This window comes from Bacillus sp. R86525 (assembly GCF_042466195.1).
GTDB lineage: Bacteria > Bacillota > Bacilli > Bacillales > Bacillaceae_G > Bacillus_A > Bacillus_A nitratireducens.
Genome location: NZ_JAXHPX010000007.1, coordinates 2952339 through 2979147, shown reverse-complemented (window position 1 = coordinate 2979147; position 26809 = coordinate 2952339). Strand labels below are relative to the sequence as shown.

Annotated in this window: 21 protein-coding genes and 5 pseudogenes; 21 read left to right on the top strand and 5 right to left on the bottom strand. The window is 31.7% G+C overall.

What is annotated here, in order from left to right:
- Positions 1 to 134 precede the first annotated feature (134 nt).
- Complete coding sequence (locus SJY24_RS17875; RefSeq protein ID WP_219918432.1) at positions 135 to 917, top strand: class I SAM-dependent methyltransferase; 783 nt, start codon at positions 135 to 137, stop codon at positions 915 to 917.
- 178 nt (positions 918 to 1095) lie between these two features.
- Here SJY24_RS17875 and SJY24_RS17870 read toward each other — a convergent pair.
- Positions 1096 to 1749, bottom strand: a pseudogene (locus tag SJY24_RS17870) (thiamine pyrophosphate-dependent enzyme); the annotation flags it as partial.
- Positions 1750 to 1814: 65 nt separating this feature from the next.
- Positions 1815 to 1952 carry a thiamine pyrophosphate-binding protein gene (locus SJY24_RS17865; RefSeq protein ID WP_377865669.1) on the bottom strand — a complete coding sequence of 46 codons (138 nt, stop codon included), beginning with the start codon at positions 1950 to 1952 and terminating at the stop codon, positions 1815 to 1817.
- Positions 1953 to 2068: 116 nt separating this feature from the next.
- Here SJY24_RS17865 and SJY24_RS17860 point away from each other — a divergent pair, with 116 nt between their 5' ends.
- The 5 genes from SJY24_RS17860 to spoIISB all read left to right on the top strand — a co-directional run bounded on the left by SJY24_RS17860 (position 2069) and on the right by spoIISB (position 4868).
- Positions 2069 to 2551, top strand: coding sequence for a MarR family winged helix-turn-helix transcriptional regulator (locus SJY24_RS17860; protein ID WP_377865668.1), 483 nt, complete (start codon positions 2069 to 2071; stop codon positions 2549 to 2551).
- 167 nt (positions 2552 to 2718) lie between these two features.
- Positions 2719 to 3456 carry a 2,3-diphosphoglycerate-dependent phosphoglycerate mutase gene (gpmA, locus tag SJY24_RS17855; RefSeq protein ID WP_377865667.1) on the top strand — a complete coding sequence of 246 codons (738 nt, stop codon included), beginning with the start codon at positions 2719 to 2721 and terminating at the stop codon, positions 3454 to 3456.
- Positions 3457 to 3642: 186 nt separating this feature from the next.
- Positions 3643 to 4383 (top strand): type II toxin-antitoxin system SpoIISA family toxin, encoded by a 741-nt coding sequence (locus SJY24_RS17850; protein WP_377865666.1) that lies wholly within the window; start codon positions 3643 to 3645, stop codon positions 4381 to 4383.
- Between the two features lie 107 nt (positions 4384 to 4490).
- Positions 4491 to 4616: a hypothetical protein gene (locus SJY24_RS17845; RefSeq protein ID WP_000588712.1), complete on the top strand. Its 126-nt coding sequence runs from the start codon at positions 4491 to 4493 to the stop codon at positions 4614 to 4616.
- Positions 4617 to 4691: 75 nt separating this feature from the next.
- Positions 4692 to 4868 (top strand): stage II sporulation protein SB, encoded by a 177-nt coding sequence (gene spoIISB, locus SJY24_RS17840; RefSeq protein WP_377865665.1) that lies wholly within the window; start codon positions 4692 to 4694, stop codon positions 4866 to 4868.
- Between the two features lie 19 nt (positions 4869 to 4887).
- On the opposite strand, the pseudogene SJY24_RS17835 reads toward spoIISB, so the two are convergent.
- Positions 4888 to 5276 (bottom strand): annotated as a pseudogene (locus SJY24_RS17835) (YxeA family protein).
- Between the two features lie 216 nt (positions 5277 to 5492).
- Between SJY24_RS17835 and pepD the strand changes: the two are divergent.
- Positions 5493 to 6962, top strand: coding sequence for a beta-Ala-His dipeptidase (pepD, locus tag SJY24_RS17830; protein ID WP_377865664.1), 1470 nt, complete (start codon positions 5493 to 5495; stop codon positions 6960 to 6962).
- A gap of 593 nt (positions 6963 to 7555) precedes the next feature.
- Here pepD and SJY24_RS17825 read toward each other — a convergent pair.
- On the bottom strand, positions 7556 to 8026 hold the full coding sequence (locus SJY24_RS17825; protein WP_377865663.1) for a DUF5065 family protein: 471 nt from the start codon (positions 8024 to 8026) through the stop codon (positions 7556 to 7558).
- A 454-nt stretch (positions 8027 to 8480) separates the two neighbouring features.
- Between SJY24_RS17825 and SJY24_RS17820 the strand changes: the two genes are divergently transcribed.
- From SJY24_RS17820 to SJY24_RS17755, 14 genes and pseudogenes are all read left to right on the top strand, one after another.
- Positions 8481 to 9140, top strand: coding sequence for a CatB-related O-acetyltransferase (locus SJY24_RS17820; RefSeq protein ID WP_377865662.1), 660 nt, complete (start codon positions 8481 to 8483; stop codon positions 9138 to 9140).
- A 721-nt stretch (positions 9141 to 9861) separates the two neighbouring features.
- Positions 9862 to 10622, top strand: a pseudogene (locus tag SJY24_RS17815) (ABC transporter ATP-binding protein).
- Positions 10623 to 10638: 16 nt separating this feature from the next.
- Positions 10639 to 12486 (top strand): FtsX-like permease family protein, encoded by a 1848-nt coding sequence (locus SJY24_RS17810; protein WP_377865661.1) that lies wholly within the window; start codon positions 10639 to 10641, stop codon positions 12484 to 12486.
- A gap of 46 nt (positions 12487 to 12532) precedes the next feature.
- Positions 12533 to 12859: pseudogene (locus SJY24_RS17805) on the top strand (hypothetical protein); the annotation flags it as partial.
- A 346-nt stretch (positions 12860 to 13205) separates the two neighbouring features.
- Complete coding sequence (locus tag SJY24_RS17800; RefSeq protein WP_002017038.1) at positions 13206 to 13892, top strand: response regulator transcription factor; 687 nt, start codon at positions 13206 to 13208, stop codon at positions 13890 to 13892.
- Positions 13889 to 14971, top strand: a complete 1083-nt coding sequence (locus SJY24_RS17795) for a HAMP domain-containing sensor histidine kinase (RefSeq protein ID WP_377865660.1) — start codon at positions 13889 to 13891, stop codon at positions 14969 to 14971. Before SJY24_RS17800 ends, SJY24_RS17795 begins: the two co-directional genes overlap by 4 nt.
- Positions 14972 to 15491: 520 nt before the next feature.
- The gene (locus SJY24_RS17790) at positions 15492 to 16805 is read left to right on the top strand and encodes a D-alanyl-D-alanine carboxypeptidase family protein (RefSeq protein WP_377865659.1); all 1314 of its coding nucleotides are present in this window, start codon (positions 15492 to 15494) and stop codon (positions 16803 to 16805) included.
- A gap of 542 nt (positions 16806 to 17347) precedes the next feature.
- On the top strand, positions 17348 to 18457 hold the full coding sequence (locus SJY24_RS17785; protein ID WP_377865658.1) for an acyltransferase family protein: 1110 nt from the start codon (positions 17348 to 17350) through the stop codon (positions 18455 to 18457).
- A gap of 89 nt (positions 18458 to 18546) precedes the next feature.
- Positions 18547 to 18705, top strand: a pseudogene (locus SJY24_RS17780) (Fic family protein); the annotation flags it as partial.
- 102 nt (positions 18706 to 18807) lie between these two features.
- Positions 18808 to 19839: a VanZ family protein gene (locus SJY24_RS17775; RefSeq protein ID WP_377865657.1), complete on the top strand. Its 1032-nt coding sequence runs from the start codon at positions 18808 to 18810 to the stop codon at positions 19837 to 19839.
- 169 nt (positions 19840 to 20008) lie between these two features.
- Positions 20009 to 20602: an SGNH/GDSL hydrolase family protein gene (locus SJY24_RS17770; RefSeq protein WP_377865656.1), complete on the top strand. Its 594-nt coding sequence runs from the start codon at positions 20009 to 20011 to the stop codon at positions 20600 to 20602.
- 424 nt (positions 20603 to 21026) lie between these two features.
- On the top strand, positions 21027 to 22994 hold the full coding sequence (locus SJY24_RS17765) for a penicillin-binding transpeptidase domain-containing protein (protein ID WP_377865655.1): 1968 nt from the start codon (positions 21027 to 21029) through the stop codon (positions 22992 to 22994).
- A 430-nt stretch (positions 22995 to 23424) separates the two neighbouring features.
- Positions 23425 to 23958 (top strand): RNA polymerase sigma factor, encoded by a 534-nt coding sequence (locus tag SJY24_RS17760; RefSeq protein ID WP_000435497.1) that lies wholly within the window; start codon positions 23425 to 23427, stop codon positions 23956 to 23958.
- On the top strand, positions 23948 to 24775 hold the full coding sequence (locus tag SJY24_RS17755; RefSeq protein WP_377865654.1) for an SH3 domain-containing protein: 828 nt from the start codon (positions 23948 to 23950) through the stop codon (positions 24773 to 24775). Before SJY24_RS17760 ends, SJY24_RS17755 begins: the two co-directional genes overlap by 11 nt.
- An 11-nt stretch (positions 24776 to 24786) precedes the next feature.
- Here the strand turns inward: SJY24_RS17755 and SJY24_RS17750 are convergent, their stop codons facing one another.
- On the bottom strand, positions 24787 to 26547 hold the full coding sequence (locus tag SJY24_RS17750; protein WP_377865653.1) for a peptidoglycan D,D-transpeptidase FtsI family protein: 1761 nt from the start codon (positions 26545 to 26547) through the stop codon (positions 24787 to 24789).
- Positions 26548 to 26809: the final 262 nt, after the last annotated feature.

The following is a 26809-nucleotide window of genomic DNA, read 5'->3' as shown; positions in this document are numbered from 1 at the left end:
CCGCTTTTTATCTGTTAATATAAATATAGAAAAGTGTATATTAGCTATTAGGCAGGTTAATAGAAAAGGAAAGAATAAATAGTTAATGATCTTACACTTAAAATGTAACAAGATAGCTAGGGGGAATAGTTATAATGGATACAACTCAACAAAACAGTAATGCATGGGATAAAAAGGTTGAAGAAGGTTCTAGATATACGCAACCTGTAAGTAGCGAGGTTATCGAAAAAAGTAAATCAGGTGAATGGGAAATCACAGTCACCACAGAAAAATCAGTTCCTAGAGATTGGTTTCCAAAGTCATTAGAGGGATTAAAGATACTGTGCTTAGCATCAGGTGGAGGGCAACAAGCACCGGTTCTAGCTGCTGCTGGAGCAGATGTAACAGTTACTGATATATCAAGAAAGCAGTTGGAACAAGATAAAAAGGTAGCGGAACGGGAGGGGCTAACTTTAAAAACAGTACAAGGAGATATGTCAGACCTTAGTGATTTTGAAGATGAATATTTTGATATTGTCGTAAATCCTGTTTCTAATTTGTTTGTAAAAGATGTTCATCTTGTATGGAATGAGGCGTCAAGAGTTTTAAAGAATAGAGGTATTCTTATTTCTGGATTTACAAATCCATTACTATGGATTTTTGATGACAACTTAGAACAAAAAGGTATTCTAGATGTTAAACATTCAATACCATCATCAACACTAGATTATTTACCAGAGGATGAAGTTCAAGAGTATGTGAATTCTAATCAAACAATAGAATATGCACATACTCTTGAAGACCAAATTCAAGGTCAAATTGAAGCTGGTTTAGTTATAACCGGTTTTTATGAGGATGATTTTGGTGGAACTAGGATATTAGATAAGCATATTAAAACTTTTATTGCTACAAAAGCTATAAAGTTAAAGATGGATTAAAAATTTTTACTTGTTATACTGGGCGTTAGTAGAAGAATGGTCTTAAAAATAGGGAAAGTTCAATATATGTCAAAAAGGATGGCACATGCCATCCTTTTCCTTGTGTATTTTGAGTATAATAATAAGTTTTATAGCTCTTAGCTTAACTTGTTATTATTTATAGTTACGCTTTTTCTTTTTAAGAATTCTGCTTGCCGAATCTTTTCCCAAGTTAACAATCCAGGCTGATCCCCTTGGCTCATTACAACTTCAATAAAGATAAGTCGATTCATATTAAAATTTATTTTAGTTAAGACTTCTGCTAAATCTATTTCATTTTCCACTTTAAATGCTAGGCTTTTTTCTTCTGATCTGAATATGTTTGCTAGTTTAGTGTAATCCCACATTTGTATGTCATTATACGGTTGATTTTGGCCGTGAATCGCACGTTCAACAGTATATCCATTGTTATTGATTAAAAATATTATCGGTTTTAAATTTTGACGAAGTACAGTCGATTACTCTTGAACAGTTAATTGGAAAGAACCATCACCAATAATTAAAATGTTACGTCGCGATAAATCAGCGAGCTGTGTACCAAGTAGAGCAGGTAATGTATAACCCCCCATAATGGTTGCCCTACGTATGTAGTGTTGTTTGGTAAAGGGATAGTGGAACTAGCAAAGAAAGGTGTTCCTTGCTCTGCAATTAAGACATCGTTTTCTTTTAAAAAATGATACATTTATTGCCAAAATCGTTTTTGCGTAACGATTTGTTTTTTGGGAATGAACTCTTCGGTAAATAAAGATGATTCAGAGATAAAAGGCTTAATTTCAAGAACTTCCTCGCTGCGATTCCTTTTATGCGAGCGTATCCATCTGCAGCATATGCCGCATTTAATTCATTACAATTGCCAATCTACTCTAAATTTTTATGTGCGAGTACATCATCTAAAAAAGCCAAATAATAATCACCAGGAACACCAAATATATGTTCAATTCCTAATTCGTTTAGTCGATCTAATAAATATGTACTTACAGTATATTGCGTTTGCAATTGAATCATCTCCTAACTGTACAATGAATATTTCAATAAACTAAAGAAGTTCCAGTGCATTGATTAAAATATTGATTACTGGATTGTGGTATAATTTACATACAGGGGGAAAGTAGATGACACAACATAAAGAAGAACAGATGAATGAGGCATTAGCATTATTTTACTTTGCATATAAAACATTTACTGAAAAGCCAGATGAAATTATAAAAGAGTACGGTATACAGCGAGTACATCACCGAATTTTATTTTTTATTGCACGTTTTCCAGGGATAAGTGTAAATGAGTTACTATCGCTATTAGAAATAAGTAAACAAGCTCTTCACGGACCACTTCGTCAACTTGTGGAAAAGGGACTTATTGAGAGTAATGAAGCTACACATGACCGCCGTGTGAAACAGTTATCTTTAACAGAAGAAGGTACAGATTTAGAGAAAAAACTGAGCGATGTTCAAAGGATGCAAATGGATGCTATTTTTTCAAAATTTGGTGAATCATGTGAAGAAAATTGGCATCAAGTTATGAATGATATGGCGAATAGCCGTTCAGGTTTTGATGCATGGATATCGAAACGAGAAATACCGGTTGATCAAAAATAATGAGAAATATGCCTTTCGTTATAGTTTGAAAAAAAATGAATTTTATCCATGCATTTGGCAACTATGGATAAATCATAGAGTGAATGGATAAAAAGTTACATTACTAGCTACTTTATACGTGTACGCGATGGAACAATAAAATTCACATTTCCGAGAGGGGAATTATAATGATAAAACTTGTACTTATTCGTCACGGACAAAGTTTATGGAATCTTGAAAATCGCTTTACTGGATGGACTGATGTAGATTTATCAGAGAATGGATTAAGTGAAGCAAGAGAAGCAGGAGCAATATTAAAGGAAAATGGTTATACTTTCGATGTTGCTTATGCATCTGTATTAAAACGAGCAATCCGGACTTTATGGATTGTGCTGCATGAAATGAATCTTACTTGGGTGCCTATACATAAATCCTGGGAATTAAATGAAAGACATTACGGTGCATTGCAAGGGTTGAATAAAGATGAAACTGCGAAAAAATATGGTGAGGAGCAAGTTCATATTTGGAGAAGAAGTGTTGATGTAAGACCACCTGCTCTTACTGAAGATGACCCTAGATATGAAGCGAACGATCCAAGATATAAAACACTTCCAAAAGGTGAATTCCCATTAACTGAATGTTTAGAGGATACGGAGAAACGAGTGCTTAATTATTGGCATTCAGAAATTGCACCGTCATTAAAAAGTGGTGAGAAAGTAATTATTTCATCTCATGGTAATACAATTCGATCGCTAGTGAAATACTTAGACAACCTTTCAAATGATGGAGTGGTTTCATTAAATATTCCAACTAGCATTCCGCTTGTTTATGAATTAGACGAAAATTTACGTCCGATTCGTCATTATTACTTAAGTATGGATGGAGAAGTACCTGAAGGGGAAATTCCGAAACATATCTCTTTTTAACATGAAAATTTGAAACGCATGCTTGTCTACATATACAATGTAGACTCATGATAAAAGACGCGGCCGCCTTCTAATGTATATGCGATATTGCTAAATTTAGAAGCTTGTCCACGTCTTTTGTCATAAAGAGAGCTGCTTGTGCATGTAATGATATCGTGAGTAGTTTTTGAATGGAGGGTGATATGATTGGTAATCTCTAACATTCGAATCGGCTTATTTATTTTAGCGATCATTTTTGTAATTCTTGTTTTCTTTTATTGGAGAAATGAAGAGTTATACGAAGAGAAAAAGCAGCGAATTCGAAAAACTTGGTATGGATTATTCATAACATCAGTCACAGTTTATTTCATGATAAAAGGAATCGATTTAACCCTCTGGAAAAACTTATTAATGTTTACTGCGATGGTCATTTTCGTTGATATTGCATTTATTTTAACACCTAACATTTCAGAAATATGGGGAGCGAAATTTAGCGATATCGGCAAGACTGTTCAATCGATAAAACGGTCATTAATTGCTTCAAAAGCAAGAGGAGAAATATACACAACAATTATTCAAAATGTCAATCCAGCAGTATTCGGTACAATGGAATGGCATACGGAAGAAGAATATACAAAAAGCTTAAACGCATTTTTAGATTCGTATGGGGAAAAGATTGGTGCGAAAATTGTTGTATTTGAAGCGGCAAAGGAATTAAATACAAACTTTCGCAGTATCCGCTCGCAATTTAGTATTATGGTTCCGTTAGAACACATTGATCAACTGAATGAGCAGAAAGCGGTGCAAGTAGAAAATGTCGGAATAATACCAGCAAAAATAGTGATTGATGTTTTCATTGTTATTGATGGGAAGAAAAATAACCTGCAAGATCGGGATTTTGAAAATGTTTATAATTTAACAATACATCATAGTTATTTTAGTAAGTAGGACAGAACTTTCTGTCCTACTCTTTTATACATAAATTCGGAATAAATCGGATAAAGTTGAATAAAATCGGACAATCATTCCTACACTAGCACGTAGAGGTGATTGTAGTGATAAAAGATTATGACAATGATTTTTTTAAAGAAGATAATGAAGATACAACAGATTTCTCTTTAATAAAAGGAGATACTTTGCAGCAAGTAGAAGAGTTAGAAGAAGAATTAAAAAGAAAATGATACGTGTACACGCTGTCTGCATTTGCTATATAATATAAATAAAAGGTTGTATCTTTTTGAAAAGGGGGAGAAGAGATGGCTGAAATCAATGTACAAAAGTCTTCGTTTTTTAAAGAAAAAAAAGAAGAAGCAAATACAGATTTCTCTCTTGTGAAAGGTGCATTAACGGAAAATATAAATCGTTTAGAAAAGCTTATGAATAGTAATAGTTCGAAATATATACGAGTGAAAAAAACAAAAGAAAATGCATAGAGCATTTTCTTTTGTTTTTTTATTTAATGTTAAACTTTTCTTTTGTTTTTTCAGGTAAATCTGCTTTCTGAATCTCTTCATAGGACTTTACTTCAATAGATGATATTTCATTTTTGTTATTATCATCTTGATCTACATAAAGGCGTAAAAATGCATTTTCATTTAATTTATGATCGTTTTCTTTTTTTGTACTTCTAAATGTAATTTTTTTTTTACTCCGTCTTCGTCATAAGCAGGCAGTGTGTAGTTTCGTAAGTTTCTACCTTCTACTTTTTCGATACTTCCTTCTCCTTTTATCTGCACGTAATATACATCTTTACCAATTCGATTTAGTGATGCTCTCTCACATCCAATAGTAAAACTAGAAAATAATAAACATAGTGAAATAATTGCTAAAAACTTTTTCATTTTCTTTATCTCCTTCAATTTGTTTCTTTACACAGTATACGGCTATTATGAAATGAGAAAAATCGATATAGATTACAACACCCTTACAATGTTGTAAGAGTGTTGTACATAAAATGAACAATATATTAAAAAGTTAAAAGAAAGGTAAAATAATGAATCATGGTATAATGATTAAAGACTTACATATTATTTTGTCATTTTGAGAGGAGCTTAAAAATGCTTTCTACTTTAGAACAATTAACAAAGCACCCTGTATTTTATCATTTTGCAGAAATTTCAAAGATTCCTAGAGGATCGGGTAATGAAAAGGAAATTAGTGATTATTTAGTGGGCTTTGCAAAAGAGCGTAACTTAGAAGTGATTCAAGATGAAGCATTGAATGTCATTATTAAAAAAGAAGCAACTACTGGTTATGAAAATGTGCCAGCTATTATCATTCAAGGTCATATGGATATGGTATGTGAAAAAAATCAAGCAACCGTACATGATTTTGAAAAAGATCCAATTGAATTACGAATTATTGGGGACATGTTATATGCAAATCAAACGACTTTAGGAGCTGATAATGGTATTGCTGTTGCATATGCATTGGCTTTATTAGATGCATCAGATATTCCGCATCCAGCACTTGAAGTAGTTATTACTACTGAAGAAGAAACGACAATGGGCGGAGCTTTCGCTGTTGATTCAAATCATTTTGAAGGAAAGATTTTTATTAATATTGATTCTGAAGAAGATCATAAATTACTTGTAAGTAGCGCAGGTGGTGCGAAAGCTGTTGAAACAATTCCAGTAATTTGGGATGAAGCATCAGCGAATATGGATGCATACCGTCTATATGTTGGTGGTCTAAAAGGCGGACATTCTGGTATGGAAATTGATAAACAACGCGGTAATGCGAACAAAGTATTAGGACGAGTATTACGTGATTTATCAGCAAATATTCAATTTGATATAAGTGAGGTTCACGGCGGATTAAAAACGAATGCAATTCCGCGTGAAAGTGTAGCTACAATTTTATTACGTACAGAAGATGTAGAGCAAGTAGAAGAAAAACTAGTATCATGGACAAGAGTATTACAAGAAGAAATGCGTGCTGTTGATCCAGATGTTCATGTAACACTTACAAAATTGGATAAAGCAGTAGAAAAAGTATTTGCTAAAGAGACACAAAAGCAGCTTATTTCATCATTATTCTTAATTCCGAACGGCATTCAAAGTATGAGCCTGGATATTAAAGGTCTAGTAGAAAGCTCAACAAATTTAGGCGTTATTGAAACGTTGCAAGATGAAATTAAATTACGTAACGAAGTGAGAAGTTCTGTAAGTAGTTTAAAACAACATGTTGCAGATGAAATTAAATGTATTGCCGAATTAGTTAGTGCAACATTTGAAATAGAGTCAGAGTATCCAGAATGGCCATACAATCCGAATTCACAGATTCGTAATTTATTTGAAAAAGTGCATCAAGAAAAATACAATAAAGATGTTGAAATCTTTGCTGTGCATGCAGGGATTGAATGTAGTGTATTCGTTCAAAAGATGCCTGAATTAGATGCAATTTCATTCGGTCCAGATATATTCAACGTTCACACTCCAGATGAGCATATTAGTATTTCTTCTGTTGTGAATAACTGGGGATTCTTCGTTGATGTAATGAAGGGAACGAAAGAATTAGTTAAGTAATAATGATGAAATGAAAAGTAGCCTATAAAACTGTATAGGCTACTTTTTTGTATTGAATTTTATTAGAAGTATAGATGCTAATTTTTATTATTCGCTTTTTAGTTCATAGATTTGTTCTTATTTCTAGAGGGAAGGGTACCAAAGATTGCTCCGATTAAAGTCATAAAAACTGCACTCCATGCTGCAAATGACATTATTACACCTCCAAATAATAAATTATTGTTTCTTAGCCTTTTGAATAGAAATGATAATTGCGACAACTATTAAGAAAATAAGAGGAGACCAAGAAAAGAAAGACATGTAATATTCTCCTTTCAATATTAATTTAAAATATTTATATAAATAAATTATCACATGTTAAAAGCATGAACATATAGAATATGCAATATTACATATCGAATTGTAGGATATAAAGAAGTGAAAACGGTTCGTGAATAAAAATGCTAATTTATAAAGAAAGTAAGGATTTTTTCTAACCTTAAAAGGGCAGACAATCAAAAAGCTCTCTACCTTATATAAGGCAGAGAAGCTTTTAAAATAGTTTTTGTCTAATAACTATAGTATCCAATATTTATTGGTGAGATAAACGTAAATTATTTTGAGATTTTAAAGCTGCCCCCATAATAATAATTTTCTCCAAGTTTCATAACGGCTACATATGTTCCTGGATTATAAACCGTAGTAATAGGTGTTACAAATCTACCATAATTATGTGTTATACCTGAGTCGTAAATGGTTTTATATCTATGCAAGTTTATTCCATCATTTTCATTTCGACTCAATTGATATATTTTTACAATACCAGTATCCTTACCACCAGTATATATATTAACATCGAATGTATCTCCATGCTTTAAGTCACCAACTGCTAACTCTTCTAAAAAATCTGCATTATGATGTAATAAAAAATAGCTTTGCCACCGCCAATTATCTGTAAATTGTGATTCTTTTTGTATAAGTTGCGATTCAGCAGACACAGGTGGGATTGTACTAATTGTATTTGAAAATAAAAATCCTCCAACAGTCAATGCACCGATAATTGTTGATTGCTTTAAAAGTTTCATCATCTAGACCTCCTAATTAATAAAGGATTCAGAAATCATTTTTGTGAAAAACTAGCTGTGAAATCTAATGGATGATAATATCTTCTATAATCATATTAACATTTATTGATTTATCAGACAAATTAATAAATAATACAATTATATCGAGGGAGTGAAGGCTAATATAAGAAAGAAGTTAGAGATATAGCTAATAAATCTTTATTATATGTAATTGCGATATATTATTTGAAACCATGATTATTTTAAAACTGAAATTTCAATGCACACCTTAAGTTTGAGCACATAATTTTACAATTTGACTTATGTAATTTATCACGTTATGATTTTTTTATTATAAAAGAAAGGCTTGAATATAATGATTCGTCGTTTGAAAAAGCTAAAAAATGTTGCAGTTGTATTAAGCTTCTAAGTGAATTACAAAGATCTATAATACTTAGAAGCGAGGAATAAAGTTATGAAGCATCCATTATTTAATCATTGGTCAGAAACGAAGTATTTAAAAGATATAGTAACAAATCCACTCATAGAAGTAGGAGAATACTCCTATTATTCTGGGTATTATAGTCATCAAAATTTTGAAGATGGCTGTGTAAGGTATTTGTGGGGAGACGCTAAGTCCCGAGCACTTTTCAATCCAATTGAACAGATGGGATGGCATCTTGATAAACTCATAATTGGGAATTATGTTTGTATTGCCAGTGGAGTAGTCATATTAATGGGTGGTAATCATAATCATCACTCAGAATGGATTACAGTATATCCATTCGCTGAGCAAATTGAACAATCATATGAACCGAAGGGTGATACAGTCATTAAAAGTGATGCTTGGATTGGAATGAATGCTATTATAATGCCTGGCGTTACAATCGGTGAAGGTGCAATCGTTGCAGCAGGATCTGTCGTAAGTAAAGATGTTCCGCCGTATACAATAGTTGGTGGAAATCCTGCTAAGGAAATAAAGAAGCGGTTCACTGATATAGAAATGAATATGCTAATGGAGATGCGTTGGTTTGATTGGGATAGAGAGTTGATTGAGAAGGCAATTCCTCTTTTATCTAGTCCAGCCATTGAACCATTATTTACTTTTTATAAAAATGAAGTAAAAAAGAAATAAATCAGTTAGAGAAACTACATCCTAAATAGGGTGTAGTTTTTTATTATTTGTACTAGAAATAATTATGAAATAATCTCCCCGTTATGGTTTAGTTTTTATAAATTATCTTAAGAAAAATTAAGAAATATAACCAGTAGTTCTTAATATGTTTTATTTATAATTCAAATGATTGCACAAAATTGTTTTTTCATTTTCCCTGCAAGGTGTTCCATCACGAAATATTCGCCAGGAAATAGAAAAAAGGTAGCTCATATATTAGAAGTTTCAGCGATATTCCAAAAGTATTTACCTGAAGTATTGGTGGACAGCAACATTTGTACTTATGCATAAGCTGGACATTATACAGTTTATAAAACCAGCACAATGATTCTTTTTTTTGAGATAGCGAAAAGGGATTTTTTTATGCAATTCATTTTGTTTTCTTAACAAAATACCTAGTGCTTTCTTATCTAAAAAGGAACAAATTTATTACTTAGATTGTCTATTGCGTGTATTCCTAAAAATGGATGTTCAAATTGAATACAATTTATCCTGTTTGATATCTATTTTTATGTATTGCAAAAATATGAGAGGACTTATTATTTTGAAAAATAAAAGGGTATATATTGGTGGGGTACAAGTTTAATACTTTTACAGATGAGGCATTGCAAGTGGAAACGAAAAAGAAAAAGAAACAACCAAAACAGTAGCTTATCAATCATAGAGATGTAGGAGGATATATATGATAAAACCAGTCGTAGACGTAAAAAACATTCAAAAAGTGTACGGTAAAAAAGGTGAGAATCAATCACACGCATTAAAAGGTGTTTCATTCTCGATTCAAGATGGGGAGTTTGTTGGGATTATGGGGCCATCTGGTTCTGGCAAAACAACATTATTAAATGTAATTTCGACTCTTGATAAAGCGACAGGTGGCGTTATTGAAATTGCAGGAACGGATATTACGAAAATGAAGCAAGGTGAGCTTTCTGATTTCCGTTCGCAAAAGTTAGGATTCATTTTCCAAGACTTTAATTTATTAGAGAATTTATCTATTTACGAAAACATTGCACTTCCATTATCTCTTCAAGGTGTCCCATCACGAAAAATTGGGCCAAAGTAGAAAAGGTAGCTGATATGTTAGGGATTGTAGCAATACTTCAAAAGTACCCACCTGAAGTATCTGGTGGACAGAAACAGCGTTCAGCAGCAGCACGTGCGTTAGTGCATGAGCCTGCAATTATTTTAGGGGACGAGCCAACAGGAGCTCTTGATTCTAAAAATGCAACTAGTTTACTTAATGCAATGACAAATTTAAATAAAGAACAAGGCGTATCGATTATGATGGTTACGCATGATCCATATAGTGCAAGTTACTGTCAGCGTATTTTATTCATTCAAGATGGTGAGTTATATAAAGAAATTTACCGTGGTGGTAAACGTGAAGAGTTTTATAAAGAAATTTTAGACGTACTTGCAGATTTAGGCACACAAAAAGCGTAAGAAAGGAGGTTTGGACATGTTATTTAAACTTTCCATGTCAGGGTTAAAAAGTAAGTTGCAAGATTATATTGTATTACTTATTGGTCTTATTGTATCTATTTCAACTTTTTATATGTTTCAAACGCTATCACTAAATAAAGCGTTCCTTGAATCCAATGCAAACGTTGGTCCTATTGTATTAATATTTCAAATAGGTTCCTCTTTATTAGCGATTGTAACATTTTTTTACATTATGTATGCAAACTCTTTCTTATTATCTCTTCGCCAAAAAGAGTTTGGTATGTATATGATGTTAGGAGCAAGAAAGTATAAAGTTACATTATTAATGTTCCTTGAAACAATCATATTAGGTGCGGCGTCACTTGTAATTGGGATTACAAGTGGTGTAGCACTTGCAGAAGGTATCGGGCAGTTATTAATGAAACAATTGGAGTTAACTGGAGAAGGTTACCAAGCTTTCTACATTCCGTCTATGGTTGTTACTTGCATCTTCTTCTTTGCATTATTTGTACTATCAGCAAGTATGAATAGTATTAAATTGTCACGTATTTCTGTATTACAGCTTGTACATGCAGATGCACAAACAGAGCGTGTCGCGGTAAAAGGAAAAATGACAATTGTAGTTGCATTACTTGGTCTGATTTTGTTAGGTATTGGTTATGCATCATTGCTCTATATACCACAGGCAAAAAATCTAGGAACAGTTCCTACATTAATGGCTCTTGGATTAATCGCAGCAACTATTAGTACTTACATGTTGTTTGGATCACTTCTTCCAGTTATGATAAAAAAAATAAAAAGTAATAAAAAGCGTAGTGAAAAAGGGCTTAATACTTTTACATTTGCTCAATTAAACTTCCGCATTAATGGCCTAACAAATGTGCTTGCGACGGTAGCAATCTTAGTGGCTCTTGGAGCAGGTGGAATTGCGTGTGGTATGGCATTTAAAAACGACGTTTTAAAGCAAACTGATAAAGGAACAATTTACGATTCGGTAGTTCATAATCCAACAGCAGAAGAAAAGAGCATTTTGAGTAGTATTTTATTTCAAGAGAAACTTGAATATCGTTACAAAGTAGATGATAAGTATGTTTATTATATAAAAGAAGAGCTAGAGAACAATCGTCCTTTAGTAAAAGATAGAAAAAATGAGAAGATAATGAAAGTTTCAGAAGAGATTCCCATGGATGCATTTGTATTGTCAAGACAATGGGGTAAAGAGGATGCAAAATCAAAACAATGGAGCGAAGCTTTCGAAACAATTCAGCCAAATTATATACATCCTGATCATAAAATAAAGATTGTAGATCAAAACATATACGATAGTATGGAAGATACAGAAAATACGGTGTTTATTGGGAAAACAGATGTTTTTGGAGCATACGTAAAAGAATGGAAAAAAATTGATGAATTACAGGTAGTTAAATATAAAAATGTGAAAGTGGAAGAACTGGATAGTAAGTATCAAACATATAAGGTGAATCAAAGTTTTTCCAGCGGACTAATGTTTATGGGGTTCTTCGTTGGAATTGCGTTTTTAGCAATGATGGCAAGTTGCTTAATGTTTAAAATTCTATCTGGTGCATCTAAAGATAGTATACGTTATCAAATGCTTCGTAAAATTGGTGTTCGCCGGGAATTATTAACACAATCGATTTATAAGGAGTTATCCTTCGTATTCTTAGTCCCAGCAATTATCGGTATTGTTCACATATTAGTTGGTATGAATATGTTTGGCCCTCTTTTAATCGATCCGTATTTTCGAATTTGGTTACCAATTGTTATTTTCATAGTGATTTACTCGATTTACTACTGGATTACAGTTCAATTGTATAAAAGAATTGTACTTCCGAAAGAAGGTTAATGTAATAATGTTATGTATACTAAGTATCATCATAATTGGCCCCCGTTATATGGAGGCATTCAATTTTATTGCTAATGGACAGGCAGAATCTCCAAGTTTTTTAGAGCGAAATATAAGATATGAGACTGGTTCAGCCCTTGAATTAAGCATGGACAAAGTAAATATTCCATGGAAAGAAGCTATTGAAGATAGTGCAATCAAACAAGGAAAGACACCATATGAAGTATTAAATACGTACTTTAATATAAATAATACGCCCACAATTGAAAATAAAATCAAAGAAATTAAAGAAATTAAAGAAATTAAAGAGAACAATGACTATGAAACACTTTTAGAACAAGGAGAAAAACTGGTGAAAATAAGTAACGAGTAAAGAAAATACGATTTGAAAAAGAATTTTCTTTAAAGAGCGTATTGAAGAGGATTCTTTTTTCATTTTATAAGTTATATACACTACCGGTGTAATCAAAAAAATTTAATTAAAAGAAGGAATCTCAAAAAAAATATTTTTTATTAAAAGCTTAATTTAATGAAGAAGAAAAATTATTAATTGTAAATGGATCTAAAGAAAATTTTGAACAATATTTAAGATGTTATTCTTTTATATCGATTATGTTACTTTTGGTCATTCAATTGCAGGTTTACAAAAAAGAGGATAGAAATGTACCGCCTGCTTATGCTTTTAGTTGTTCAATATGAGAAAAATGTGGAGGAATCATATGGAATCAAAAATTCTTATTGTTGATGATGATAAAGAGATTAGAAATCTTATCTCTGTATATTTGGAAAATGAGGGTCTGAAAACTCAAAAGGCAGAAGATGCTATTGAAGCGTTAGAACTGTTAGAAGAAAAGCGATTCGATCTTATTATTTTGGATGTTATGATGCCTAATATGGATGGCATTGAAGCGTGTATGAAGATTAGGGAAGAACGAAATATGCCTATTATCATGCTTTCTGCAAAATCAGAGGATATAGACAAAATTCAGGGTTTGGCCTCTGGTGCCGATGATTATTTATCAAAACCGTTTAATCCGTTGGAGTTAATCGCTAGAGTAAAATCCCAATTAAGAAGGTTTAAAAAATATAATACAAATACAGATAATGATAAAAGTGTCCTAGAAATTGGTGATTTGACCGTAAATACAGATACACGTCAAGTATGGATAAGAGGCACGGAAGTAAGGCTAACTCCAAAAGAGTTTGATATACTCGAACTACTTGCTCGTAACAAAGGGATTGTCCTGAGTGTTGCAAAAATATATGAAGCAGTTTGGAAAGATGCTTTTTATAAATCGGATAATACCGTCATGGTGCATATTACAAAAATAAGAGACAAAATTGAAGAGGATTCTAAACATCCAATTTATATTAAAACTGTTTGGGGAATTGGGTACAAAATATGAAGAGTGTTAGTTTTAGAAATAAGATAATTATAAAACTTCTTGGTGCTGTTGCAGTTAGTTTTTTTGTTTCGTTTGGTTTAACAATCCTCACTTTTATATATATTATAATACCATTAACTCTAAATCACTATCTTGATGATCTTAGTACATTTGAAAATAATATGCTTACATTTCTTATATTCGCGTTAGCGATCTTTACTTTTATAATCATTTTTTTAATATTGGTTCGAAAGAAAATAGTATATTTGAAGCTCATTTCTGATAATGTGAATGATATTGCCAATGGAAAACTGGGTTTGACAATTGAGATTGAGGGAAAAGACGAATTGACCCAACTTGCTCAAAATATTAATTACATGTCCAAGGAATTGGAGAATACATTTGAACAGGAAAGACGATTGGAACGTACAAAAAATGAACTCATAACCAACGTATCTCATGACTTACGCACACCATTGACATCTATTATCGGCTATGTAGATTTATTAAAAAGAGGGCAATATGACAGTAAAGCACAATTACAGGAGTATCTCGAAACCACTTATTTAAAATCACAGAGATTGAAATATTTAATTGATGAACTATTTGAGTACACCCGTTTATCAGACATCGATGCCAAGTTAAACCTTAATGAAGTTGATGTATCAGGTTTGTTGGAGCAAATAGTTGGAGAATACACTCCTATATTCGAAAAGGAAAGTTTAATTGTTCAAAAATCAATAACGGAAGAAACAATACCTATTCTCATGGATGTAGAAAAAATGGTACGTGTTTATGAAAATCTGTTTATAAATGCGATAAAGTACAGCATGAAACCATCCGAATTATCAATATGTCTTGAAGTAATAGATAATAAAGTAATTTTGAAAGTATCAAATAAAGCTGAGAAACCACCTGTTAGCGATCCAAATAAATTGTTTGAGAGATTTTTCAGGGGTGATAAGGCCAGAAAAGATAATCAAGGAAATGGACTGGGACTCGCTATCTCAAAAAGAATTGTTGCACTTCATAATGGTAATATACATGCAGAATATAAAGAAGGTTGGATATCCTTTATTGTTGAACATCCGATCAAATAGAATGGCTTATGGAATGAAAGGTTCCATAAGCTTTTTTAAAACTTAAGAAACTTCTTAAGTTAATAATTCAAGTAGGCCATTCATAGTAGACATGATACTTACTAATTAATTTGTTTATTATTATAAAGTAATTAATCGGATAAAGGGGAAGTTCATTGATATGAACAATGGAAAAGACGATAGTAAATTTAGCAACCAGTGTGTTTCGATATTTCATCGGGACACACTGGTTCTATTTTATATAAATGTGGAACAAATGTATTACTTAGATTGTCTATTAAGTGTAATCCTAAAAGATATGAAAGTACGAATCATTTTGAAAAATACAAAGGTATTAAAAAGAGGGATATGTGTGGGAATACTAAGTGTCAGTGTGCCTAAAAGGGTGGGATGAGATGGTCTATATGAAAGTGATCCTAATGTCTTATATGTATATAGAATTTGATAACGCTGTCTATTTTTTTGGGGATTATGTTAGAATAACGTTTTTTTGAATACAAAGATATTGGAGGTAACAGAAGTGAAAAGTATGTTTTGCAAGAGATTTATTGCAATAGTAACAGTGCTTACACTATTTTGTAGCATGGTCGTTACATTTGGAAGAGCATCAGCGGAAACATTTCCTGCTATAGACGTAGAAGCAGGATCAGCAATTTTAGTAGAAGCAAATTCCGGGAAAATTTTATATGAAAAAAATGCAGATGAATTATTAGCAATTGCTAGTATGACAAAAATGATGAGTGAATATTTAGTTCATGAAGCGGTGGATAAAGGAAAACTCAAATGGGATCAAAAAGTTAAAATTTCTGAATATGCATATAAGATTTCGCAAGATCGCTCATTATCAAACGTTCCATTAGAAAATGGTGGCTCTTATACGGTTAAAGATTTATATGAGGCAATGGTAATTTATTCTGCAAACGGTGCAACAATTGCTTTAGCTGAAGAGATTGCTGGAAAAGAAGTCAATTTCGTGAAAATGATGAACGATAAGTCAAAAGAGTTTGGAATGAAAAATTATAAATTTGTAAACTCTACAGGTTTAACAAACTATGATTTAAAAGGACATCACCCAGAAGGGACAAATCCAGACGAGAAAAATAAAATGTCCGCAAGAGATTGTGCGATTTTAGCACAACGTCTTATTCAAGATTTCCCGAAAATATTAGACACAGCAAAAATCCCTAAAAAAACATTCCAATATGGTGGCAAGTATCCGATTGATATGACGAACTTTAACTGGATGTTAAAAGGTTTAATTAAGCAATACGAAGGTGTAGATGGGTTAAAAACAGGAACTACTCCAGAAGCCGGAGATTGTTTTACTGGTACAGTAGAAAGAAACGGTATGCGTCTAATCTCTGTAGTGATAAAAGCAAACTCTCATACAGCACGTTTTGATGAAACAAAGAAATTATATGATTATGGATTTGCGAATTTTGAAGTGAAGAAGGTCTATGGAAAAGGTTCAGTAGTAAAAGGGCATGAAACAGTGCGAGTAGCAAATGCAAAAGACAAAGATGTAGTAGTTCAAATGAAGCAAGATGTTTCACTTCCAATGCTAAAGAGCAACAAAGACGTATATAAAGAAGAATTTAAAGTATTGAATGAAGAGCAAGAAGCACCTATTAAAAAAGGTGTAACAATTAGTAAAATGATTATCTCGCCTAAAGATAGTACAGATCCTGGGTTCTTATCAGGTAAGTCATTACAAGTAGACCTTGTAACAAAATCTGATGTAGAACAAGCTAATTGGTTTACACGTATTATGCGCGAAATAGGAACTTTCTTTAGCAGTATGTGGGATAGTGTGGTTGATATAGTAAAAAGCTAACTTTATAGAATAAAACAAAATATTAGCTTGAAACAAAAGGGTTGAAAGTAGTATAGATTCTTATGTGGATGGCTTAGAATTGAAGATTGCATTTATTCTCAAATTTGGTTCTTCGGAACTTTTGGTATTGCTATCAAGCTAAAATAAATTTGTATTCATATAATCAAAAAACGCTATTCTTTTTGTAGAAATATACAATACGGATAGCGTTTATTATGAATCTTTCGATTTAAAGGATTCTGGTGCAAGGTTAGTTTAATAAAGTTACATGATGGAAAAATATTTATTATTCCATCATGTGACAATAAAAAATTAATATCTGGTACTTATTTCTGTTATTAAGTTTTATAAAAATTTAATAAAATCTTTTCTTTGTATTTAATATTTTGTTTTAAATTATTTATATAAAGAAATGGAGGCCAAATTGACTTTGTACTGCTTGTATTAGGAGTTTAAAGAAACAATATGTATAATTCTCCCACTACACTAGTATAGTGGCCTTTATAAACAGCAAAATCTACAATTTACAAGGAGAACATTTTATGAGTAAGAGAATAAAAGAGTTAGATTCCATACGAGGGTTAGCCGCACTTACAGTGGTATTTGGACATTTTTGTTTAATGCTACCATCGTTGCCCAATTCTATTAAATTTTCCCCGCTTAGGTTTTTATGGGCGGGTGGAGAAGCTGTAATCGTTTTTTATGTACTAAGTGGTTTTGTGTTATCTATGGCACTTTATCATTCAAAAACAAATTATTGGGGATATTTAATTAAGAGATTTGTAAGAATCTATATCCCTTATTATTTTTGGATAATCATTACCTTTGCTTTATTTATTTTGTTTTCGTCGTATGAAGTGGCAGGACTACGGGATTGGTTCTATGATAGGTGGCAAGGGTCTATAACAAAATTAGATATTATAAACCACTTTGTGCTTCTTAATAACTTTTTTACGGAAAATTATAATCCAGTTATTTGGTCATTGGCTCAAGAAATGCGTATATCTATTGTGTTTCCATTGTTATTTCTTCTTTTTTATAAACTGAGTTGGAAGAAAACGATACTATTTGCTTTAAGCTTTTCTTTAATTAGTGTTTTTCTTAATATGTTGCATATTGGGAAAGCAGAGGGATTTTATAATGGTTATGCCGATACACTGCATTTCACATCTATGTTTATGGTTGGAATGTTACTTTTTAAGTATCAGGAAAAGCTTTTTTATTTATATCAAAATATGAAAAAATTTAAAAAAGGATTTCTTATTGTATTAGGGATAATTCTATATTTATACTCCATTTTAATTTATGGTTTTTCCCGTAATGATACTACTTTCTTATTAAAAGATTGGGGTGTCGTAATTGGTATTAGTATATTTATTATCATGGCGATGAGTAACCTAAAAGTAAAAGCATTTTTAAATAAGAGTGTATTTGTATACTTAGGAGAAATTTCATATAGTATCTATTTGTGTCATTTTCCAATCATGATGGTACTATTTAAACTTTTGTATACAAAGTTACCTATCTTCTTACTTCTTACTTTGTGCATTACAATGACACTACTTTTTTCTATAGTTTCGTATCATTTAATTGAAAAAAAATGTATCAACTGGGCAAAACAAAGAACAACAAATTTCCGAAAAAAAGTGTAATGCTTGAAGGAATCTTATTTCTTTAGTAAATATACGTATATGACCGGTTCCTATGTATATTAGGAATCGGTCAATTATAAATTCTATATAAACATAATAAAATTGAATAAATTTTTAATTTTATACATAACTTCAAAAATCCTCTTACTAAAGAAAATCTTCGTAACGTTTATCCAAACATAGCCGAAAGTACAATTAGTAAAATACTAGTTTCAAGAGGAAGAAATGCTCAATGGATACAGGTTTAACTCTGTATTAATAATTATTAGGGGTAACAACACATCGCCACCTATATCTAGAATGTTATATAAAACTATTGAATATTTTATTCGTAAAAACAGAGGTGTAAAATGAATTTTATTTCCGAACTATTCGTTACCGTTGCAATTCCTACAATAAAACTCACATTCTTGTTACTACTCATAGTTGTTTTTAGCTATTTTGTAGTATACAAAAAGGTATGTAAAGGAGGAAAAAAATTCACCGTACAACAAATTATATTATTTATATTAATAATAGGATATTATTCCCTTGCATTATCAGCTACTTCATTTGGTCGTCCAGATGATATGACCTTTGCAAGAACAATCGACTTTGATGTACTTAGTGTTTATAAAAAAGCATGGAATACTTTTTCATTTTCTTCTTTTTTCCATATCATTGTGAATATAGGTATGCTTTTTCCGTTAGGAATTTTATTACCTTTATTTAGTAATGTTTTTCAAAAAATAAAATGGATGTTAATCAGCTCAATTATAGCAAGTTTATTGATTGAAATCCTTGAATTTACAATGCAACGTGGAAGTATGGAACTAGCCGATTTACTTCATAATACTTTAGGAATGATGCTAGGATATTCTATGGTAAATATAGTACTTATATTGTTGAAGAAAAAAGAAACGGATACACAAATGATCAAGTATTTATTTCTTCCGATTACTGTAAGTTTTGTTGCACTTGGAATAATAATTTCGTATCAAATGAAGGAATTTGGGAATACGTCTTTTGATCCCATTACAAAAACAGATATGACTGATGTCACTATAAAAACATTAATAGATTTAAAAGACGAAGGTAAAAAAATGCCTGTTTACAAAGAGAAAATTACAACAATGCATAATGACAATGAGCTAGTTACAAAAAAATTACATATTCGAGATGTTGAAATTCTCTCGCCCAAAGAAGCATTTCAAAAACTAAAACAAGGAGACTTTGATCCTATAATATCTTTCAAAGCAGGCGATACATTAGTCATTACAGATTATAATATAGATTACCACGCTGATTCGAAAGGTTTTTCTCAACCTATATATGTTTTTCAAGTACGCTTAAATGATAACGACAAAGATAGTTGGTCTCAACCTATTTCTGCGAGAAAATAACGTAGATTTTCATGTTTTTGTTCATGTGAAATAGTTTAATCTATTTGTAATTGTTCATTTTAAAAATCCCCTATGGAATTTAATTGAAATCGAAATACATTTAGAAAGAACAATTACGTTGTGAACTATTGTATAGTGTAGATATAAATAGCAAAAAGGGGGATTAGATATGTGGAAGCGTTTTGTAGCGATTGGTGATAGTTTTACAGAGGGGATAGGAGATGAAATTGAGGGAATAGCATTAAAAAGCTGGGTAGATCATTTTGTTCAACTGTGTGTAAACGATATAGAATATGCTAATTTTGCAAAGCGTGGGTTAGTAACTAAAGAAATTCGCTCACAGCAATTGGAAAAGGCATTAACTTTTGATCCAGATTTGGTTAGTCTAATTGCAGGTGCAAACGATGTTTTAAAAGGACGTTGGAATCATCAAGCATATAAGAACGATATGGAATTTATGATAGATACATTAAGTAAAACAGATGCTGATATTATTATAGCAAACCTTCCAGATTTTACAGTTCGGCTTCCTTTTTCTTCTGAAAAAAAACAAGTATTAAAAGAACAATTATTAGAGGCAAATGAAGTTATACTTTCATTGAGTAGAGAGTATAAGCTTCATCATGTTGACTTTTGGGATCATCATTTAGTTAAGGACAATACGCTTTGGTCTACAGATTTAATTCATCCAAACTCAAAAGGATATGTAAAAGTTGCTGAATTGATTTTTAGTAGTTTGCCTGTACATGACTCTTCTAAATAAGCTGTAGAATGACCTAAACTCCTGTGGCATGCTGTACAGGGGTTTTTGGTGCGAAAAAGAAGGATATAGAGTGCCTATAAATTATACTTTAAGTAATTCTTTTTATTGTTTATATTTTTGTTATTTGATGTTGCAGAATCCTTAGTATAAGGATTCTTTTTTGTATCAAAAATCTATAAAGAAAAAAAGATAAGATCGGCGAAAATGAACTAAAAGGTATTTTAAATAAAATTGATAAAACAACACTAATAATGATAACGTTCGCTAAATATATTCGCTCCTTATGTTTGGAAGAAACTTAAAATCTTCCCTCCAGGAATGCAGCTTTACCATAAATTTAATCTTTTTGTAAATATGGAACAATTTCATTACTTACACTGTCTATTAAGCGTTAAAACATTTTTAACTAAGGGAGAAGATTGAATTGAAAAAATTATGGATGCTGTTTTTCTTTTGTTTTGGAGTTATGTTGGTAGGATGTAATAAAGACGAACCGCCAAAACAAGCATTTGAAGAATATATTAATTTATGGAATGATAAAAAATTTACAAATATGTATGATCATTTATCAGAACATGCAAAAAAAACGATCTCTAAAAAGGATTTCGCAGAGAAATATCAAAAAATCTATGAGGGTATAGGAGTTAAGAATTTAAAAGTTAAAACGAAAGGCGAGAATACTAAAGATAAAGAGCTTTTTCTTTTTGAAGTTAATATGGATACAGATGGAGGAACTGTTTCATTCATCCATGAAGCAAAACTCGTGAAAGATAAGGAATCTTGGAAAATAGATTGGACACCAGACTTCATTTTCCCAGGTATGAAAAAAGATTACAAAGTACGTATGCAAACAGAGCAAGGAAAACGCGGAGAAATATATGATCGAAATGGAAAAGGGCTTGCAACGAATGGTAAAGCGTCTGAGGTTGGAATTATTCCAGAGAAACTAGGCGAAACGGCAACGCAGACAAAAGAAATAGTAGCACAATTACTTGATATGTCTATAGAAGAGGTCGAACAGAAGCTCACAGCGAAATGGATAAAACCAGACTCCTTTGTACCAATTGGTATTTTAAAAGAGGGAACCAGACAGAATGATTATATTGAATTAGAAGGAGTTTCATCCCGCCCAGTAAATATTCGTACGTATCCATTAGGAGAAGCAGCCGCACACTTAACTGGATATATAGGAAAGGTGAATGCAGAGGAGTTAAAATCGCTTCAAAAAAAAGGTTATCAAGCAGATGATTTAGTAGGTAAGACGGGTTTAGAGAAAGTGCTAGAGAATAAATTGCGTGGTGAAAAGGGTGGACGCGTATTTATAGAAGATGAGAATGGGAAAGAAATTAAAAACGTAGCAAAAAAAGAAGCAAAAGAAGGGGAAAATGTTACGTTAACAATTGATGCTGCAATTCAAGAAAAAATCTTTAATGAGATGAAAAATGAAGCAGGATCTAGTGCAGCGATTAATCCTAAAACAGGAGAAACAATCGCACTTGTAAGTAGCCCTGCTTATAATCCAAATACTATAGTTAGAGGAGCATCAAAAGCGCAACGAGAAGCATGGAATAATGACTCGAAACTACCAATGATGAATCGCTTTACACAAGCATTTGTACCAGGTTCCGTATTTAAAACGATTACAGGTGCAATTGGTTTGGAAACAAACACAATAAATCCTAAAGAAGAATTTAAAATTCAAGGATTAAAGTGGACAAAAGATTCATCCTGGGGAAATTATTATGTAACACGTGTGAAGGAAGCTAGTCCAGTTGATTTTGATAAGGCAATGAAGTACTCTGATAATATTTATTTTGCTCAACAAGCTTTGAAAATGGGGAAAGATCAGTATGTAAATGAATTTAAGAAATACGGATTTCACGAAAAATTACCAATCGAATACGAATTTCCTATTTCAATAATTGCAAAAGATGGGATAAAAAATGATATTCAACTAGCAGACACGGGATACGGACAAGGACAAGTATTAATGACACCACTTCATTTAGCATTAACATATGCGCCAATTGTGAATGAAGGGAATATTCCGTCGCCACATCTTTTAAAAGAAACAAAAGTAGCGGGGAATTGGAAAGAAAATGTGGTTTCTAAAAAGAATCAAGAGATATTAAAAAGTGCATTAATAAAAGTCATTAATGACCCTGATGGCGCGGGGAGAATTGCTAAGGTTGATGGTGTAACGCTTGCTGGTAAAACAGGTACAGCAGAACTGAAAGAGTCGAAAGAAGCAGACGGAAAAGAACTTGGGTGGTTTGCAGCTTTTGATGCAAATGCGCCAGACATGATTGTTACCATGATGATCGAAGATGTAAAAGGAAGAGGGGGGAGTAATGTTCCGGGCGAAAAAGTAAAACATGTTTTTCAGAAATAATACTTAATTAAAAGGTGAAATTTACTTCTTTGGTAAATATGCAAATCTTACCGATTCAAGATTATATTAGGAATCGATTGATTCATGTCTAAATGCAGATTTTATGATTTTAATAATCGTATTTAATTACGTGTTTTTTACACAATTAAATACGATTATTTTTTATTTGAAAATTATAAAACAACAAATTTAAAATGTTAAATTTAATAATTGAAATTTAAAAAATAATGAAAATATATTTAATACGGAAAAACCAGGATGATTTTAAGAATTTATCCTGGTCTTTTTTATTACATTTTTTTAGAAATATCATCTGTCGAAAAAAAGATAAACAATGGAACAAATGAAACTTGTATCATGTCTATATATTGAAACCATATTAAAAGTGAGGGCAGTTTTATGTTTATTCAAATAAGTTTGAGGTGTGGAAATGGAACAGAAGTTTATTGAAAAATGTAATCATGATGAGCTTGAGTATGTTATAAAAGACTATTGGCAAGATGTATGGAATTATTCATTTATTATTACGAAAGATCCACACTTATCAGATGACATCACACAAGATGTATTTATTAAGGTTTTTAAACATTGGCATTCGTTTCGAAAGGAGTCATCTATTAAAACGTGGATATTAAAAATTACAAGAAATACGGCAATAAACTATTTGAAATCCTCTTATTTTAAAAGGATATCTTTAGTGGGATTTTTTAGTGATGATAAGCAATCTCCATCGGCAGAACAAGAATTTTTTAAGCAAGAGGAAATGAATGATGTATGGGATGTTGTATTAAAACTACCTAAAAAACACCGTGAAATACTAATATTGGACGCGAAATATGAATTGTCTTATGAAGAAATGGCTGAAACATTAGAGGTGTCAATTGGAACAGTCAAATCTAGATTAAGCCGAGCGAGAAGTAAGGTTTCAAAACTAATAGGGGAGGGTAGAAGTGATGAACAGTAAAAAAAATCCTGACTGGTATAGTAAAATAAAAAACGGCCCAATGGAGCATCGTAAAGATGAAGAAGAATTTATTTATAAAATAAAGCAATCGATATACCAAAATAGTGAAGTAGATTCTGTAACATACAAGAGACCATTTCGTAAAAAAGCATTGCCTGTTGTAGTTGTTTTGGTTTGTACAATGTTATTTTTTATTGTACAACAACCTTGGCTTGATGATAATAAATCACCGGTACAAAGTAGTACTCAAATTAAGCCGAAAACAAAAGATGAGTCTGCTCAAGATTCATCATTAAAGCAATTTATGAATGATTTATATCGAAGCACAAATTCAAAAAATGAAAATGACCTGTTTAGAGCTTTAAATGATGAAGTTCTATTTAAAGGGAAGAGTTATAAGAAGGATGAATTGAAGTTTGATGAAGATATTTTTCATGAGTTGCAAGTCGCTCTTACAATGGGAGGAGAATTTGCAAATGATACAAAAAAAGTATACAAAGTACCAAGTGGATTGACAGAAGGTAACCAACCAAAGCAAGCGCATTTTATATATGCAACTGTTACTGGAAATAAAACGAAAATTTTAGCTGAACCAAAACGAGAATCACAAGTCTTATATGAAGTATCTAATGAAATGGTAAAAGCTTGGATTCCAGAAAAGGTGCAGAATGATGGATATATAAAAATATCTACAATAAACGGTAATACTGGATATGTACAAAAAGAGTATGTTTTAACTGATATTAAGTATTCATTTATGTTTGAAAAGAATGATGCAGGTGAATGGAAAATAATAAATATAGATTCTATTTGGTAAAAGAGGAAGGTTCACTTTAATGAACCTTCCTCTTTGTTTTTATTTTCTTTTTGAAGCGTATTCCAGGACTCTAAAATTTCTGATGTAACGAGAGCAGCAATATTTTTTTCTGAATTACTACCAGGAATAACGACAGAAATAGCAATTTGTGGATCTTCGGTAGGAGCATATGCAATGAATAGAGAATGATTTATCATTCTTTCTTGCTCATTCGGAAAACCTGTAATACCCGTTTTACCTGCCACATGAAAGGGCAAGTTTTTAATCTCCTCTATATTTTGACTCATTCCACCTTGCACGACACTCCAAAATTCCATAGGATAACGATTTGAACTTTCTAAAATTGGTTTAAACTTTTTTGTTTCCTTACCGTCCTGACCAATAATAGCACTTACAATTTGGGGTTTATATTTATCACCTTTACTTGCCAAAGTTGCTGCATATTGAGCGAGTTGAAGAGGAGTATGCACTTCATTTCCTCCCCAAGAGGCATTTAATAAAGCGGAGATTCCATTTTCAAACTTATTAGATGGATGGAATTCATATTGTCCGTCTTCTTCAAAAGGTAAATCAATCCCAGTTTTAGAACGTAGGCCGAATTGCATTAAATAATCTGTCCATATATGTGCCACTTTTTCTATATTCCCATTATTTTGGTTGAATAAGGGCAGAGCTACTTTTGCTGTCATAAATGTGTTAGATGAATTAATGATAGCCTGCCTCGGTGTAATCTCACCTGTTGGCGTTCCAGGTGCATTCGTAATGTTATTTTGATTGTCATACTGAAAACTACCCTTATCTAAATAAGTATCTTCAGGTTGAAAAAGCTTTTCGTTTAATCCAATTAAAATAGTAAGTGGCTTTATAGTAGAGGCCATATTTACATAAGATTCACCGTACTTTAATTTTTGAATTGCTTTATTTTGCGAAAGTGATTTAATGTTTTCATTTTTAGATGATACATTTGTATTTAATGTATTTGGATTAAAAACTGCCGAGTTGGCCATAGTTAAAATTGCGCCAGTTTTTACATCGGTTACTACAACATAGCCAGCATTAGCATCAGGTATTTTCTTAATTTGAGATCGTAATGCTTCCTCTGTTTTTTGCTGTAATTTAGAGTCTAAAGCTAGCCGGACATCTTTTCCTTTTTGTACTTTTTGAATGTTCCACAAGAACTTTTTATTATTCATTTTAAAAATCAGAGTTTTTCCGGGTTTTCCTTTTAAATCATTTTCATATTGAAGCTCAATCCCACTTTTTCCAACAGGTCCATACTTAGAATTAAGGTCATTTTCTACATACCCAATTAGCTGTGAACCAATTTCGTGTTTAGGATAATATCGGATCCATTCATCTTTGATTATTACATTATTGGGTTTGTTTTTGTTTATGAATGTAAGTTCACTCTCATTTATGTCAGAGTATAACGGTATATCATTCATAGTCTGCTTTTTACAAGATTGTTGTAATTGTGATTTTATGTCCTCTGCAGAAATGTCATGTTGAAACTCGTTTGAAAATTGATTGAAAAAAGATAATGTGTTTGATGTATCTTGATTCGATAACTTTTCATCATTAGAAGTGCAATATAGAGACTTAACTTTCTTATTTGTAGCTAGTATTACACCATTTTGATCAAAAATTTTTCCTCTTTCAGCTGAAGAAGTTGCGATAGTAATTGAAATGAAGTTGATTTTTAATAAAATTAGTAAAATCAAACCTACAATAGAAAGAACCGCAAAAAATCTCCATCTTTTTGTATGTAACATATAACCCTCCCTTATGTAGCCTATTTCATCTTATAGTTAATTATTTTTTTTGTAAATGTGGAACAACTTTATTATTTAGGTTGTCTATTAAGTATTACAGCATGAAGAAAGGAATAATCAGTATGAAAAGTTTTTAGCAAATTTATGTGTAAGTTTAATATGGGTCATTATACAGTTTAGCATTTCTAATATGAGCGACAAAAAAATAGAGAGAACAACAGGAAAGGAGGGTTATTAATTACGTGGCTAACCAAAAGGAATG

What these genes read in the sequence shown, in the direction of transcription:
- SJY24_RS17875 (WP_219918432.1), top strand. Translation starts at nt 135, where the DNA reads ATGGATACAACTCAACAAAACAGTAATGCATGGGATAAAAAGGTTGAA.
- SJY24_RS17860 (WP_377865668.1), top strand. Translation starts at nt 2,069, where the DNA reads ATGACACAACATAAAGAAGAACAGATGAATGAGGCATTAGCATTATTT.
- gpmA (WP_377865667.1), top strand. Translation starts at nt 2,719, where the DNA reads ATGATAAAACTTGTACTTATTCGTCACGGACAAAGTTTATGGAATCTT.
- spoIISB (WP_377865665.1), top strand. Translation starts at nt 4,692, where the DNA reads ATGGCTGAAATCAATGTACAAAAGTCTTCGTTTTTTAAAGAAAAAAAA.
- pepD (WP_377865664.1), top strand. Translation starts at nt 5,493, where the DNA reads ATGCTTTCTACTTTAGAACAATTAACAAAGCACCCTGTATTTTATCAT.
- SJY24_RS17825 (WP_377865663.1), bottom strand. Translation starts at nt 8,026, where the DNA reads ATGAAACTTTTAAAGCAATCAACAATTATCGGTGCATTGACTGTTGGA.
- SJY24_RS17820 (WP_377865662.1), top strand. Translation starts at nt 8,481, where the DNA reads ATGAAGCATCCATTATTTAATCATTGGTCAGAAACGAAGTATTTAAAA.
- SJY24_RS17810 (WP_377865661.1), top strand. Translation starts at nt 10,639, where the DNA reads ATGTTATTTAAACTTTCCATGTCAGGGTTAAAAAGTAAGTTGCAAGAT.
- SJY24_RS17800 (WP_002017038.1), top strand. Translation starts at nt 13,206, where the DNA reads ATGGAATCAAAAATTCTTATTGTTGATGATGATAAAGAGATTAGAAAT.
- SJY24_RS17795 (WP_377865660.1), top strand. Translation starts at nt 13,889, where the DNA reads ATGAAGAGTGTTAGTTTTAGAAATAAGATAATTATAAAACTTCTTGGT.
- SJY24_RS17785 (WP_377865658.1), top strand. Translation starts at nt 17,348, where the DNA reads ATGAGTAAGAGAATAAAAGAGTTAGATTCCATACGAGGGTTAGCCGCA.
- SJY24_RS17775 (WP_377865657.1), top strand. Translation starts at nt 18,808, where the DNA reads ATGAATTTTATTTCCGAACTATTCGTTACCGTTGCAATTCCTACAATA.
- SJY24_RS17770 (WP_377865656.1), top strand. Translation starts at nt 20,009, where the DNA reads ATGTGGAAGCGTTTTGTAGCGATTGGTGATAGTTTTACAGAGGGGATA.
- SJY24_RS17760 (WP_000435497.1), top strand. Translation starts at nt 23,425, where the DNA reads ATGGAACAGAAGTTTATTGAAAAATGTAATCATGATGAGCTTGAGTAT.
- SJY24_RS17755 (WP_377865654.1), top strand. Translation starts at nt 23,948, where the DNA reads ATGAACAGTAAAAAAAATCCTGACTGGTATAGTAAAATAAAAAACGGC.
- SJY24_RS17750 (WP_377865653.1), bottom strand. Translation starts at nt 26,547, where the DNA reads ATGTTACATACAAAAAGATGGAGATTTTTTGCGGTTCTTTCTATTGTA.